The 13,290-nt window shown below is 74.3% G+C and carries 10 protein-coding genes; 6 read left to right on the top strand and 4 right to left on the bottom strand.

Annotated elements, in window-relative coordinates; genetic code table 11:
• Positions 1-464: 464 nt before the first annotated feature.
• Together ACGFQ9_RS22690 and ACGFQ9_RS22695 are read left to right on the top strand one after the other, a co-directional pair.
• Complete coding sequence (locus tag ACGFQ9_RS22690) at positions 465-1,118, top strand: hemerythrin domain-containing protein (protein ID WP_393576013.1); 654 nt, start codon at positions 465-467, stop codon at positions 1,116-1,118.
• Between the two features lie 101 nt (positions 1,119-1,219).
• On the top strand, positions 1,220-2,005 hold the full coding sequence (locus ACGFQ9_RS22695; protein ID WP_393576014.1) for an alpha/beta fold hydrolase: 786 nt from the start codon (positions 1,220-1,222) through the stop codon (positions 2,003-2,005).
• A gap of 28 nt (positions 2,006-2,033) precedes the next feature.
• On the opposite strand, the gene ACGFQ9_RS22700 is transcribed toward ACGFQ9_RS22695, so the two are convergent.
• Positions 2,034-2,921 (bottom strand): LysR family transcriptional regulator, encoded by an 888-nt coding sequence (locus ACGFQ9_RS22700; RefSeq protein WP_393576016.1) that lies wholly within the window; start codon positions 2,919-2,921, stop codon positions 2,034-2,036.
• Positions 2,922-3,114: 193 nt separating this feature from the next.
• On the opposite strand from ACGFQ9_RS22700, the gene ACGFQ9_RS22705 reads away from it, so the two are divergent.
• The 4 genes from ACGFQ9_RS22705 (at position 3,115) to ACGFQ9_RS22720 (ending at position 11,360) form a co-directional block, all read left to right on the top strand.
• Positions 3,115-7,104 carry a helix-turn-helix domain-containing protein gene (locus ACGFQ9_RS22705; protein ID WP_393576017.1) on the top strand — a complete coding sequence of 1,330 codons (3,990 nt, stop codon included), beginning with the start codon at positions 3,115-3,117 and terminating at the stop codon, positions 7,102-7,104.
• Between the two features lie 583 nt (positions 7,105-7,687).
• The gene (locus ACGFQ9_RS22710; protein ID WP_393576018.1) at positions 7,688-8,473 is read left to right on the top strand and encodes a C40 family peptidase; all 786 of its coding nucleotides are present in this window, start codon (positions 7,688-7,690) and stop codon (positions 8,471-8,473) included.
• 131 nt (positions 8,474-8,604) lie between these two features.
• The gene (locus ACGFQ9_RS22715; protein ID WP_393576019.1) at positions 8,605-8,988 is read left to right on the top strand and encodes a hypothetical protein; all 384 of its coding nucleotides are present in this window, start codon (positions 8,605-8,607) and stop codon (positions 8,986-8,988) included.
• A gap of 368 nt (positions 8,989-9,356) precedes the next feature.
• On the top strand, positions 9,357-11,360 hold the full coding sequence (locus tag ACGFQ9_RS22720; protein ID WP_393576021.1) for an MDR family MFS transporter: 2,004 nt from the start codon (positions 9,357-9,359) through the stop codon (positions 11,358-11,360).
• 19 nt (positions 11,361-11,379) lie between these two features.
• Here ACGFQ9_RS22720 and ACGFQ9_RS22725 read toward each other — a convergent pair whose 3' ends face one another.
• From ACGFQ9_RS22725 to ACGFQ9_RS22735, 3 genes are all read right to left on the bottom strand, one after another.
• Positions 11,380-11,886, bottom strand: coding sequence for a DUF3291 domain-containing protein (locus tag ACGFQ9_RS22725; protein WP_393576022.1), 507 nt, complete (start codon positions 11,884-11,886; stop codon positions 11,380-11,382).
• A gap of 32 nt (positions 11,887-11,918) precedes the next feature.
• A complete protein-coding gene (locus ACGFQ9_RS22730; protein WP_393576023.1) occupies positions 11,919-12,662 on the bottom strand; it encodes a helix-turn-helix transcriptional regulator in 744 nt (247 codons plus the stop codon).
• A gap of 61 nt (positions 12,663-12,723) precedes the next feature.
• Complete coding sequence (locus tag ACGFQ9_RS22735; RefSeq protein ID WP_393576024.1) at positions 12,724-13,248, bottom strand: hypothetical protein; 525 nt, start codon at positions 13,246-13,248, stop codon at positions 12,724-12,726.
• Between the last annotated feature and the right edge of the window lie 42 nt (positions 13,249-13,290).

Consider the following 13,290-nt stretch of genomic DNA (forward strand, 5'->3'; position numbering starts at 1 on the left):
GCGTGAGCCACTCACGCGGAGGAGAGGGGTTCGTCCGGCGGGGGGCTGTGCGCCCCGGCCGCCTCGGCGACGAGAACCAGTTAGCCAGGCCGGCGGGGGCCTGGCAACGCCCCCGCCTACTAAGACACCCCGCCAGTCCGCGACCAGCGGCCCTTGGGGGGGCGGCACCGGGGCACGGAAGCGACCCGTGCGGGCCACTAGGCCGGTTCGTATGTGACGTGGGCCCTATGGGGCGAGTCACCACTCAGCCGCCCGAACCTCACCGAGCGTCATCGGCTGTGCGGAATCGATAACCGCGGGGTTATCGATCCGCCCCCGAAGTTCCCGTTGATCGCGATGTGGCGCCCGGGGGAACGTAGGAGGGCCCGGAAGGCGCCCGTCGAGGGACTCGTTCCGGCGGGAAGGGAGGCGGGGGGCGGGCCGAGCCGGCCTCCGGGAAGCCTGCAGGAGGGGGGCGGAAAGCGTTGAGCGGCGGGTTCAGCGGGTACGGCGGGTTCGACATGACGGTGATGTACACGGTGCACGACGCGTTGCGGAGGGAGCTGGGGCGTATCGGCCGGGCCACCGCCCTCGCCGGCCCGGATCCCCGGCACGTACTGCGCACGACCGCCGGCTGGAGGACCTTCAGGACGGCCCTGCGCGTCCACCACTCCGCCGAGGACGACGCCCTGTGGCCCGTACTGCGCAGCGCCCTCGACGGCAGGCCCGACGACCTGACCCGGCTCGTGGCGATGGAGGCCGAGCACGCCGCGATAGCCGCGCTCACCCGGGTGGTCGACGAGGAGCTGGCCCGGCCCGGCTCCCCGCCCGGCTCCCGGCTCGATCTCTTCCGCGAGCTCACCGGTTCCCTGGTCACAGGTCTCGCCGGGCACCTCACGCATGAGGAGGAGGTCGTGTTCCCGCTCATCCGAACCACCCTGAGCGAGGAGCAGTGGAAGCACTTCGGGCAGGTCCACGCCCAGCGGATCGCGCCGTACGCGCCCCGGCTCCTGCCCTGGCTCCTGGACGGTGCGGACGGCCGGACGGTCACGGCGGTGCTCGCCGCGTTCCCGGAGCGTGCGCGCCGGGCGTACGGCCTGCTGTGGCAGCCCGCGTACGCCGCAACCGACCGGTCCTGAACGGCGGCCTGGCCGTAAACGACGCAGCTGCTGCCGCCGCCGACCGATCCTCACTCCCCGTACCCCTCGATCCACCATCGCCATGAGACAGGAAGGCCCACATGTCACGCGAGTTCACGGTCGCGGCGGCCGACACCCGCCTCCACGGTGTCGACACTCCGGGCGAGGAGCCTCCGCTGCTCTTCCTGAACGGCGCCTTCTCCACGCAACGTCACTGGAAGCCCGTGATCGGACGGCTCGGCGGCCGGTACCGCACCGTCACGTTCGACGCTCGGGGGCGGGGCAGATCGGGCCCTTCCTCGGACTACTCGATCAGGGGCGCCATCGAGGACGTCGACCGTGTGATCGGTGCGACGGTGCTCCGGCGGCCGATCCTGGTCGGCTGGTCCCACGGCGCGACGGTCGCCGTGTGTTACGCGGCCGAATATCCGCAGCTGGTCGGCGGACTGGTCCTCATCGACGGCGCCTGTCCGGTCTCCCTGCTCGACGAGGCGGGCAAGGAGGGCGTGCGCCGGCAGTTCCGCGGACTCGGGCGGATCATGCGTGTCCTGGCCTTCTTCGGCCGCTCGGCCAGGATGAGCCCCTCGGACAGCGCGGAGGTCGTCATCGAGACGGACATCGTCAACGGCGAGCTGGGGGCGGACTTCGAGACCCTGCGCTGTCCGACCGTCTTCGTCCTCGGGGCCGACAGACGCCCCGGGGTCTCCGTACGGGAGGCGGGCACGATGCGGGCCGCCGCCGCCCAGGCCGTGGCGGGCAACGAACAGGTGAGCGTGTTCGCGACCACGGCCGGCAGCGATCCGCGGATCCTCGCCGGGGATCCCGGCGCCGTGGTCGCCGCGATCGAGGAGGTCAGGAAGCGGTCGGGGCACGTCACCGGTGTGTGAGCGAGCCGCGGGGACGTACCGCCGTGCGTCAGAACCGCAGCGGGCCGAGTTCGCGGACCGTGTCGGCGAGAGCGCGGATGGGCTCGTTCTCGGACTCGGTCCGCCACACCAGACCGTAGGGGAGGCTCGGCAGGTCCGGGATGGGGATCCAGTGAATGTTCGGCATGCCCCAGTACCGGGTGACGTGGCTGGGGAACCCGTGGATGATCTCGCCCATGCCGACCAGGTTGATCAGGTCGTCGGCGTTCGTCACGGTCTCGAGACGCTCGATCGTCCTGCCTCCGGGAGTGTGGAAGGGCAGGTAGCGGTCCTCCCAGTAGTCCGGGAAGCCGGGAGCCATGGCGTGCCGGAAGTCGGCGAGCATCTCCAGTCGCGCCGACGTCCGGCCGGCGAGCTCGTGGTCGGCCGTCACGGCGAGGATCCGGGAGTCCGTGCACAGGACCGGGCCGACGGTGAGGTCCGGCTCCTCCAGGGGCAGCCACAGGACCATGACGTCCATCTCGCCGGCGCGGAGCCGGCCGAAGGGATCCTCGTACGTCAGCTGGCGGATCTGCAGTTCCCACTGCGGATGCCGTGAGCGGAACGCCTTCCAGTAGAAGTGCACGTCGACGAGGTTGAACGGCATCATGCCCACGCGCAGTCGGCCGGTGATGCCACGGGCAGCCAGCCGGGCGCGTTCCAGGGAATCGTGCAGGCCCATGTAGACCGGCTGCAGATCGCCGCGCAGCTGCCGGCCGACCTCGGTCAGGCGCACGGTGCGGCTGGTGCGCTCGAACAGCAGGGCGCCGATGCGCCGTTCCTGCTTCTTGACGGCCTGGCTGACCCTCGCCTGGGAGACCCTGAGCCGCTCGGCGGTCCGGCCGAAATGCAGCTCCTCGGCCAGCACCAGGAATATCTCGATGTCCCTCAGTTCCACGACGCCCCCCGTGTCCTCCGGCGATGGCCCGCCGGCCGTCGAGCCGCGCGCAAGTTTATGTCGATCAAAGTCCTTGCATCGGGGGTGCGGCGGTTCCTGGGGGCGGCGGGATTCAGCCGGATGGGGTACGGGGTCGCGCGGGGGAGGAAGGCGGCTCGCTAGCGTGGCAGCCGCATCTGCGCGGAGGGCACGTATGGACGGGACAGGCGGACCGTTTCCGGACGGGGCCGGAGGCACGGCAGGCAGGGGCGGAGCCGGCGCGGAGGCGTTCGGGGCGGCCTTGCGGCGGGCCCGGGTGGAGCGTGGGCTGTCGCTGGCCGCGCTCGCGCGGCTCGTTCATTACAGCAAGGGCTATCTCAGCAAGATCGAAAACGGTGGGAAGCCGGCGACGCCCGATCTGGCCCGGCGTTGCGACGCGGTCCTGGGGGCGGGTGGCGCCCTGGCGGCGCTGGTGCCGGAGCTGCCGCACCCCCGTCAGCCGGAGCCTTCGGGCGAGTGTCCGTACCGGGGGCTGGCCGGGTTCGGAACCGGGGACGCCGGATGGTTCTTCGGGCGGGAGCGGACCACCGCCGCTCTGCTGGAACGGCTCGCCGGACGGGCGGGCAAGGGGCCTCTGGCCGTGGTGGCGCCCTCGGGGGCGGGCAAGTCCTCGCTGCTGCGGGCCGGGCTGGTGCCGGCCTTGCGGGGGGCGGGGGACGGTGCGGGTGCGGGTGGGCCGGCTGCGGGTGGGCCGGCGGGGGTGCGGGTGGTGGTGTGCACGCCGACCGCGCATCCGCTGGACGAGTTGCCGGCCGCGTTGTCCCGGGAGGGTGTTCTCCCCGGGGCCGGGCCGAGCCGCCGGGAACTGGTCGAACGCCCCGATCTGCTCGCGGCGGCACTGCGCGAGGGTGCCGGCGCGGCCGGGATCGTGCTGGTCGTCGACCAGTTCGAGGAGGTGTTCACGCAGTGCCGGGACGAGGGGGAGCGGCGGGCCTGTCTCGCGGTGCTCGCCTCCCTCGCCGCCGGGGGCCTCGTGGCCGGAAGCCCCTCAGCCGGAAGCCCCCCGGCCGGGAGCCTCGTGGCCGGGGGCCCCGGGCCCGCCGTGGCGCAGGTGGTGCTCGGGCTGCGAGCCGACTTCAGCGGGCGCTGCCTGGCGTATCCGGAACTGGCGGAGGTCTTCACCAACGGGTTGTTCGTGCTCGGCCCGATGACCTCCGAAGAGCTGCGGACCGCGATCACCCGGCCCGCAGAACGCGCCGGGCTGGTCCTCGAACCCGGTCTGGTGGAGGTGCTGTTGCGGGACGTCGGCGCCGACGACGGGCCTCCGGGCGGGACCGCCCGTGCCCTGCCCCTGCTCTCCCACGCACTGCTCGTCACCTGGACGGCGCGGTCGGGACGGACGCTCACGGTCGAGGGGTACGAGGCGACCGGCGGGCTGCGCGGCGCCGTGGCCCGTACCGCGGAAGAGGTCTACACGGCCCTCGACCTCTCGGGCCGGGAGGCGGCACGGCGCGTACTGCTGCAGCTGGTGCACTTCGGCGACGGGGAGGTGGAGACCCGCCGCCGGGCCGCACCGGACCGGCTGACCTCGGCCGCCCCGGACCCTCGGGCGGCCACCGCCGCGCTGGATTCCCTCGTCCGGGCGCGGCTGGTGACCGCCGGCGAGTCCGCGGTGCAGATCACCCACGAGGCCCTGCTGCGGGCCTGGCCGCGCCTGCGGGACTGGATCCACACCGACCGGGCCGGACTGCTGCTGCACCAGCAGCTCACCGATGCGGCGGCCGCCTGGCTGCGCGAGGGCCGCGACCCCGAACTGCTGTACCGCGGCAACCGGCTCGCGGCGGCCGACGAGTGGGCGGAGCAGCAGGACGGGCGGAACCCGCCGGGCCCGGTGGAGACGGAGTTCCTGGCGGCGAGCCGGGCCGAGGAGTACGGGCGGCGGCAGCGGGCGCTGCGGCAGGCGCGGGCCCGCAGCCGGCTGCTGGCGGCGCTGGCGGTGCTGCTGGCCGTGGCGGTCGGCGCGAGCGGGCTGGCCTTCCACCAGCGGTCGCGGGCCGTGGCGGAGCGGCGGGTGGCGCAGTCCCAGGCGATGGCGGTGCAGTCCGGTGCGATGGCGGCGGGCCGGCCGGAGGCGTCCATGCTGCTCGCGGCCCGGGCGTACCGGACCGCGCCGACCACGGAGGCCCGAGGGGCGCTCCTCAGCACCCAGAGCCAGGCGTTCGGCGGCCGGCTGACCGGGCACACCGGGGCGGTCAACGGGGTGGCGTTCACACCGGACGGCCGGGTCCTGGCGACGGCCGGCAGTGACGGCACGGTCCGGCTGTGGGGCGGACCCGAGCACCGCTCCGCCCTGGCGGTGCTCACCGGGCACGGCGGGGCGGTGCAGGCGGTGGCGTTCGGGGCGGGCGGGAAGCTGCTGGCGTCGGCGGGCGCCGACGGCACCGTACGGCTGTGGCGCATGCCCGAACGGCAGGCCGCCGGGATCCTGTACGGGCACAGCGGCGGGGTACGGGCGGTCGCCTTCTCCCCCGACGGCCGGACCGTGGTGTCGGGCGGGATGGACGGCACGGTACGGCTGTGGGACGTGGGGAGCCGGCGCGCGGCCGCCGCCCTGCGCGGACACGGCGACACCGTCCACGCGGTGGCGTTCGCGCCTGACGGGCGCAGCGTGGCCTCGGGTTCGGCCGACCGCACCGTCCGGCTGTGGGACGTGGGTGATGCGGGGGATGCGGGTGATGGGGGCGATGGGGCCCGTGCGGGTGGTGCTGCCGGTGCGGTGCGTGGTGCCGACGGTGGGGAAGGGGCGACGGGCAGCCTGGCGGCGACCCTGGAGGGTCACACCGACGCGGTGCTGGGGGTGGCCTTCGCCCCGGACGGGCGCAGCGTCGCCTCCGGCGCGGCGGACCGTACCGTGCGGGTCTGGGACACCGGCGGTCCCGGCGGCCCCCGGCAGGCCGGGAAGGCCGCGACGGCGGTGCTTCAGGGGCACAGCGACGATGTCAACGCGGTCGCCTGGACCCGCGACGGCACCGGGCTGGTGAGCGGGAGCGGCGACGGGACGGCGAAGGTGTGGGACACCGTGGACCACCACATCGCCCACACCTACGCCGGGCACACCGACTACGTCCTGGCGGTGGCGACCGGGCCGGGGGACCTGCTGGTCACCGGCAGTTTCGACCAGTCCGCGGTGGTGTGGGACCCCGGACGCGGGGCCCTGGTCGCGCGCCCGTTCGCGCAGTTGTGGCAGTCCTCGTTCTCCGCTGACGGAAGGCTGCTGGCCTCGGCCGGCACCGACGGCGCCGTACGGGTGTGGGAGCCCGCGCGGCGCCGGCTCGCCGCGACGCTGACCGGGCATCAGGGGGCCGTGTTCGCGGTCGCGTTCTCCCCGGACCGGCGTACGCTCGCCTCGGCGGGCGCGGACCGGCGGGTGAGGCTGTGGGACGCGGCGGGCGGACGGCTCCTGGCCACACTGGACGGGCACGGCGGTTCGGTGTTCGCCCTGGCCTTCTCCCCCGACGGCCGGACGCTGGCCTCGGCGAGCTCCGACCGTACGGTCAAGCTCTGGGACGCCGTCGGGCACCGGCAGCTCAGCACCCTCACCGCGCACCAGGACTTCGTCAACGCCGTCGCCTTCAGTCCCGACGGCAGGCTGCTGGCCACCGGCAGCGATGACCTGACCGTACGGCTTTGGGACGTCACGGCACGGGCGGAACGGACGGTGCTGCGCGGCCACACCGGGGCGGTGCGGAGCGTGGCCTTCTCCGCCGACGGGCTGCACCTGGCGAGCAGCGGCAACGACGGCGCCGTACGGGTCTGGTCCTGGGCGCCGGGGGCGGACCGGACCTCGGTCGGCGGCGGCGCCGCGGTACTCACCGGGCACACCGGGGCAGTGCGGGCGGTGGCGTTCGCCCCGGACGGGCGTCTCCTGGCGAGCGCCGGGATCGACGGGAGTGTGCGGCTCTGGGACGTCGCCCGACGCCGGACGTACGCCACGCTGGCCGGTCACGACGGAGCCGTGTGGGGCGTGGTGTTCGACCCGGTCCGGGGGGTGCCGGCGAGCAGCGGCACCGACGGGACCGTACGGCTCTGGTCGCTCGATCCGGAGTCACGGGTCGAGGGGATCTGTGCGCTGGCCGGTGACCCGGACCGGGCCGGTGAGCGCTACCTGTCACTGCCCGAGGGCTCCGACCGGCCGCCCTGCTGACGGACCGCCACTTCCCGCGGGCCGGCGCGGTTCCCGCCCGCTTGGCGGCTGCGATCGGCCGGGCAGGCGTACCGCGGCGGCCGGGCAACCCGTCGGCGGGTCAGGGGGTTTCCCGGGGTTTCCCGTTTCCTGCCTGGCCGGGCGACGCGTTGGCCCTCGACAGCGGCCCCGGCAGCGCGCCAGTCTCGGAGGGCCGGAGGAGCGGTCGGCCGGCACGGCGCTGCAGGTGCGAAGACCGCAGCGAAGACCGCAGCGCACGCCGGAGATCGGCGGGGAACGCCGGGCAACGACGGGGAACGACGGGGAACGGGGAGTGGGGAACACGATGCGAGGGGTCCAAGGGGTGAACGGGACGGGTTTGACCGGAGCGCCGGATGCGACCGGACCGGAGGGGGTGAACGGACTGCAGGGGGCGACCGGGCCGGGGGGAGCGGTGGCAGCGGGCCCGTACGGAGCGCCGGAGGGGTGGGCGCCCGGCGGGCGGGGGCGCCGCGGGGCGCGGGGAGTCGTCCGCGCCCTGCAACGGACCGCCGGCGCGACGGTGGCGGCGCTGCTCCTCGTGGCCGGCGGAAGTACGGCCTCCATGGCGGCGCCCGGTCCGGGGGAGCCGGTCGCCGCCGGCGCGGCGGCCTGCGGGGTGCTCGCCCCGGGCGCTTCCGCGGTGGCGGAGGGTGCCGTCCGCGCGGCCTGCGAGCAGATCGGCGTCTGGTACACGTGGGGCGGCGGGCACGGACCCGAGCCGGGGCCGACGTACGGGACGGTCGATCCGACCGACCCGGCCAGCGAACACGACCCCGAACGGCTGGGCTTCGACTGCTCGGGGCTGGTGCGGTACGCCTACGCCCGCGCCACCGGCCGGGACCCGCTGCCCGGCAACGCCGGCCACCAGTTCGGCACTCCGCAGGCGGTGGCCCGGTTCGGCCCCGAGCAGGGCACCGGGCCGCTGCTGCCGGGCGACCTGCTGGCCTGGGGGCAGGCCGGGGCTGTCCACCACATCGCGGTCTACCTGGGCGCGGGGAAGATGGTGGAAGCACGGCAGTCGGGCACCCGGATCATGGTCAGCGACGTACGCCTGGGCGGTGACTACGCCGGAGCGGTCCGGATCGGCGCGGACGCGCAACAGGGGACGTTCAGCACCTGGGGCACGGACGTGTGGACGCACACCGAGCCGTCGACCGGGAGCGCCCGCGTCCACCGGTTCGCCGGGCCGACCCGGGTGCGCGTGCAGTGCCAGAAGCACGCCGAGACGGTGACGGCCGAGGGCTACACCAACGACGCCTGGTCGTACCTGCCCGAGTACGGCGCCTGGATCACCAACATCTACATCCAGGGGCCCGCCTGGCTGGACGGCGTGCCCACCTGCCCCTGAGCGGGCGGGCGGCCGGGCGGTACCCCCTCCCCCACACACGCACACACACGCACGTCACGCACGTTCGCGCAACGGCACCACTCTTCACCGGGCTCCGCACCGAACGCCGGAGCCACGACCAAGGAGGAAGCATGTCCGCACGCACGAAGATCGCCCTCGGCCTGGCCGCCGCCGCCCTGACCTCCGGTCTGGCCACCGCCGCCGCCCCCGCCATCGCCGCGCCGAGCACCGGGACGGCCGCCGCGGCCGAGTGCGGAGTCCGTTCCGACGGCCGCCTGTGGTGCGGGAACCGCGCCGGTGCCAAGGGCTACGAGCACCGCTCGTACAACTCGGCGGTCCGCGGCCCGCTGAACACGGGCTTCAGCTGGTTCCAGTGCTGGGGGTACGGCGACCGGCACGGTGGCGGCAACACCGTCTGGTACTGGACCCAGCTGGACAACGGCCAGTGGGGCAACGTGCCCGCCGTGGACGTCCACACGTCGGTCGACCCGGCTCCCGGCCTGCGTCAGTGCTGACGCGCCCGGTCGGCGCCCGCGGCACGGCAGCCGCGGCGCCGACCGGATCCGGCGCGCGTACCGCGTAGTGCGCATCGCGAGCCCCGTACCCGACGGGCCGTCTCCTCCACCCGGGGAGGCGGCCCGTCGCCCGTGTCCGGGGCGGGTCCCCGAGCCCCCCGGCCTACGGGCCTCCGGGCCTACGGGCCTGCGGGCCTGCGCGCCCACAGGCCTTCGGGCGTTGCTCCGCACGGGGGATCCGGCCCGCCGTGACGGCTCGGACCCTTCTGCCCGGCGCCGGAGACGGCGAACATGACGGTCTGTCCGCCGGCCCTCGACCGGCCGCCCACCGCCGGTTCCCCTCCCCCGTCCGGGGCAACGGAGACGCCTTGACCTCACCTGACCGAGTCCGGCTCGGTGCCCGGGGCCGAGTGGTGCTCACCGCGCTGGTGCTGATCACGTTCATCGGCTCCCTGGACTCGACGATCCTCGCCACCGCCCTGCCGACCATCGCCGGTGACCTCGGAGACCTCCGGCACCTGTCGTGGGTGGTGACCGCGTACCTGCTCGCCGTCACCGGTTCGGCCCTGATCTGGGGCAAATTGGGAGACATCTTCGGCCGCAAGCGCGTGCTGCAGACGGCGATCGCGCTCTTCCTCCTCGGGTCGTTCCTCTGCTCCCGGGCTCAGGACATGCCCGAACTGATCTGCTTCCGGGCCCTCCAGGGCCTCGGTGCGGGCGGGATGTGGGTCATCCCGCAGGCCGTCCTCACCGGCCTCGTCGGCCCCCGGGACCGCGGCCGCTACCAGGTGTACGTCGCGGGGGCGGGTGCCTCGGCCGCCATCCTGGGACCGCTCGTCGGCGGGCTGCTGGTGGAACACGGCTCGTGGCGCTGGGCCTTCTACCTGAACCTGCCGGTCGGGGTGGTCGTCATGACGGCGCTGGCCTTCGGGCTGCGCCATCGGCGGAGCGCGGAGCGGACCCGGCTCGACTACTGGGGCAGTCTGCTGATCTCGGCCTGTGCGGCCGGAGTGACCCTGCTGGTCACCTGGGGCGGCGTCGTCTTCTCCTGGTTCTCTCCCCCGATGCTGGTGCTGTTCGCCACGGTCGCGGTCCTGCTGGTGCTCATCTGGCGGGTCGAGCGCACCCACCCCGATCCGCTTCTGCCCTCCCGGGTGGTGCGCGAACGCGTGTTCCGGATCGCCGTACCGCTGTCGTTCTTCTTCTGGGTCGTCCAGGCCGGCACGGTGAACTACCTGCCCCTGTTCTTCCAGGTGGTCAAAGGGGCGTCCCCGACGGCCTCGGGGCTGCTGCTGCTCCCCATGTCCCTGAGCGGGATGCTGGCCTACACGCTCAGCGGGCAGGCGCTGTCGCGGTGGGGCCGCTACCGCCCGTTCCCCATCATCGGCGCCCTGCTGATCATCACCGGGCTGGTGCTGTGCGCGGTCCTGCGGAAGGACGCCTCGCCGCTCGCCTACGGCGCCGCCCTGGTGGTGCTGGGGCTGGGGTTCGGGCTGGTCTCCCAGATCGCCCTGGTCGCGGCGCAGAGCGCGTGCGCGTACGAGGACGTGGGCGTCGTGACCTCGGGGGTGATCTTCTTCCGCAACCTGGGCAGCGCCTTCGGGGCGGCGCTCTTCGGCGCGGTCCTCAACCGGAGGCTCGTCGAGCACCTGGTCCAGGGCATCGACGCCGGGGAGTTCACGGCCGCGGAGACCGGACTCATCCACCGGGGCGAGCCCCTCACCATGACCGGCCTGAGCCCGACGGCCCGTCAGACGTACGTCGATGCCTACGAGCTGGCCGTCGACGACGTGTTCCTGACCGGGCTGGCCGTGTCCCTGCTCGTCCTGGCGCTCGCCTGCGCCCTCCCGGCCGTACCCCTGCGGCGGACGATGACGCAGACCGGTACGCGCAAGGACACCCAGGCCATTCCCTCGCTCCCGGCCGGGGACGACCATGTGCGGCAGGCCCTGGAGGAGCTCGCCCGGGGCGGACTCCGGCCCGTCCGGCACCGGGCCGAGGTGCACGCCCGGCACTACGGGATCTCCCTCGACGAGATCTGGCTGCTGTGCCTCGTCACCCACAGCGGCACGCTCGACTCCCGCCGCATCACCGCGGTCATGGACGTCTCGCCGCGGGTGCTGGACCGCCGCCTCCGGTCCCTGCGGTCCAAGGAGCTGCTGTACGCCGGCGACCGGCCGTACGGGCCGACCCCGCTGGGCAGTGACCTCGTGGCGGACCTCTCCGGCACGCTGCGCGCGCAGCTCGAACCACCGGGTGCGCGCGGCCGGGCCGGGAGCGCCGGGCCGGCGGCACCGGCCGACCTGCGCGCCCACGCCCTGGAGATCCTGGCGGAGGGCTCCGCGTTCCGCGGGCGGCGCGGGGCCGGCTGAGGGGGGCGGCCTGCGCGGGCTACGGCTGCGGCGCGGCCTGGAGGTGTTCGGTGGCCTCGGCGGCGGTGTAGGAGGAGGTGAAGGTGAACGCGCGGGGGGACGGGCCGTGTGCGCGCAGGTCCGCGAGCCGCTCCAGGGCCTCGCCCACGGTCGGGTGGTGACCGGCCGGGACCCACCAGAGCACCAGGTGCGCCTCGACGTGCCGTTCGAACCATTCGCGGCGCCGCCGCATGGCCTCCAGGTGCCCGCTGCGGTAGGTGAAGTCCCACAGGGCCTCCTGGGTCTCCCACACCGACATGTTGACGATGACGTTCTCACCCGCGGGGCGGATGCCGGTGGCGTCTGCCTCCCCTTCCTCCACGAGCCGCCACACGAAGCCGGGCGTTCCGTCGGCGGCGCTGTTGAGCGGATCGAGCAGCTCGACGAACGGCGTGATGCGCGGGTCGTCGAGCGGGTGGAGGAGGGTGGCGAGGTTGAACTGGGCGAGGTGGGCAAGGTGGGTGGCGGCATGCGTGGATGCGGTCATGGCCTCATCCCAGCACGGCGGTTATTTCTATGTCAATGACTGTTGTTTTTAGAAGGCTCGACCACTACGCAGCACTGCCCGGGCCGGGCGTCCATGCGCGCGCGGACGGGACCGTCCGCACCGAACAGCCCCTCCAGCAGCGCGAGGTTCATGCCGCAGACGAGCGGCGGGAAGCTTTCGGCGACGGCGTGGAAGGGGCAGTTGCGCATGCGGACGACCTGGTCGGCCTTCCCGGACGCCCGCTCGCCGCCTTCCGCTTCCGACTCGGCGTCCGCGTCCGCGTCCGCTTCCGCCTCCGCGGTGCCCTCGGCTGCCTCCAGGTACGGTTCGTAGCCGCGGGCGGCCAGGATCTCCATGGCTTCGCGGAGGCCGCCGCAGGGGGCGGCCGAGCCGCGCAGGGCCTCACCGCGGCGGCGTGCGGCCGCGCAGAGTCCGGCGTCCAGTCCGGCCTGTTCGGCGGCCTCCGCAAGCAGTTCGGCGGCGGTGCGGTAGTCACGGGCCGGCAGCGACACCGAATGCTCGGCCCGCGCCCGCGTGTACACCTTGGCGGGACGGCCCGCCCCCGGCCCCGAGCGGCCGGTCAGGCGCCGGCTGCCGCTCTCCAGCAGCCCGGCCTCGGTCAGCTTGTCCAGATGGTGCGCGGCGAGGGTGCGCGCCACCCCGGCCGCCTCCGCGGCCTCGTTGCGGCCCACTTCCCGGCCCTGCGCCGCCACGTACTCGTACAGACGGCGCCGTACCGGATCCTGCAGCGCCGCGATGGCTTCGATGTCCTCCATCCGGATATTCTAGGAACAATGCGCGTTGGAGATAGAAGGGCGGGGCAGTCGGGCGGGGCGGTCAGGCGGCGCGGCAGAGCGCGGCGGGGTCGGCCGGGGCCGGCGCAAGGGCCACGGCCGCGCGCACGGCGCGGGGGGTGAGGGCGGCAGGCGCGGCCTGCGAGCGGTTCCGGGCGAAGACGACAACGCGCAGCACCACGAACCGTGCGATACCGGCCAGCGCGGAAGCGGACAGGTAGACGGCCTGCTCGAGCACCGCACCGGGCGATGCCACCAGCTGGTTCAGGAGGAACATCGCCGCGCAGGTCACCGCGTACGCCGCCGCCGCGGACCCGGCCGACTGCACGTGCTGGTTCCAGGTCGCCCGCCCGCCCGCGCCGAAGGTGAAGCGGGCGTGCAGCTCGGTGGCCAGGACCGTGGAGACCACGGTGATCAGGGCGTTGGCCAGGGCCCAGGGCATCCAGGAGGCGAGGGCCGCCACGGCGAAGCTGGAGGCGAGCCCCACCCCGCCGCCGCAGACCACGAAGCGGGCGAAGGCGGCGAACGCGCCGGGTGCCGCCTGCTGCCTGCTCTGCGCTGCCTTCATGACCTGCCCCCTCGATGATGATCCGCCCCGTGGACGCGCCCC

Source organism: Streptomyces sp. NPDC048603 (assembly GCF_043199475.1).
Taxonomy (GTDB): Bacteria; Actinomycetota; Actinomycetes; order Streptomycetales; family Streptomycetaceae; genus Streptomyces.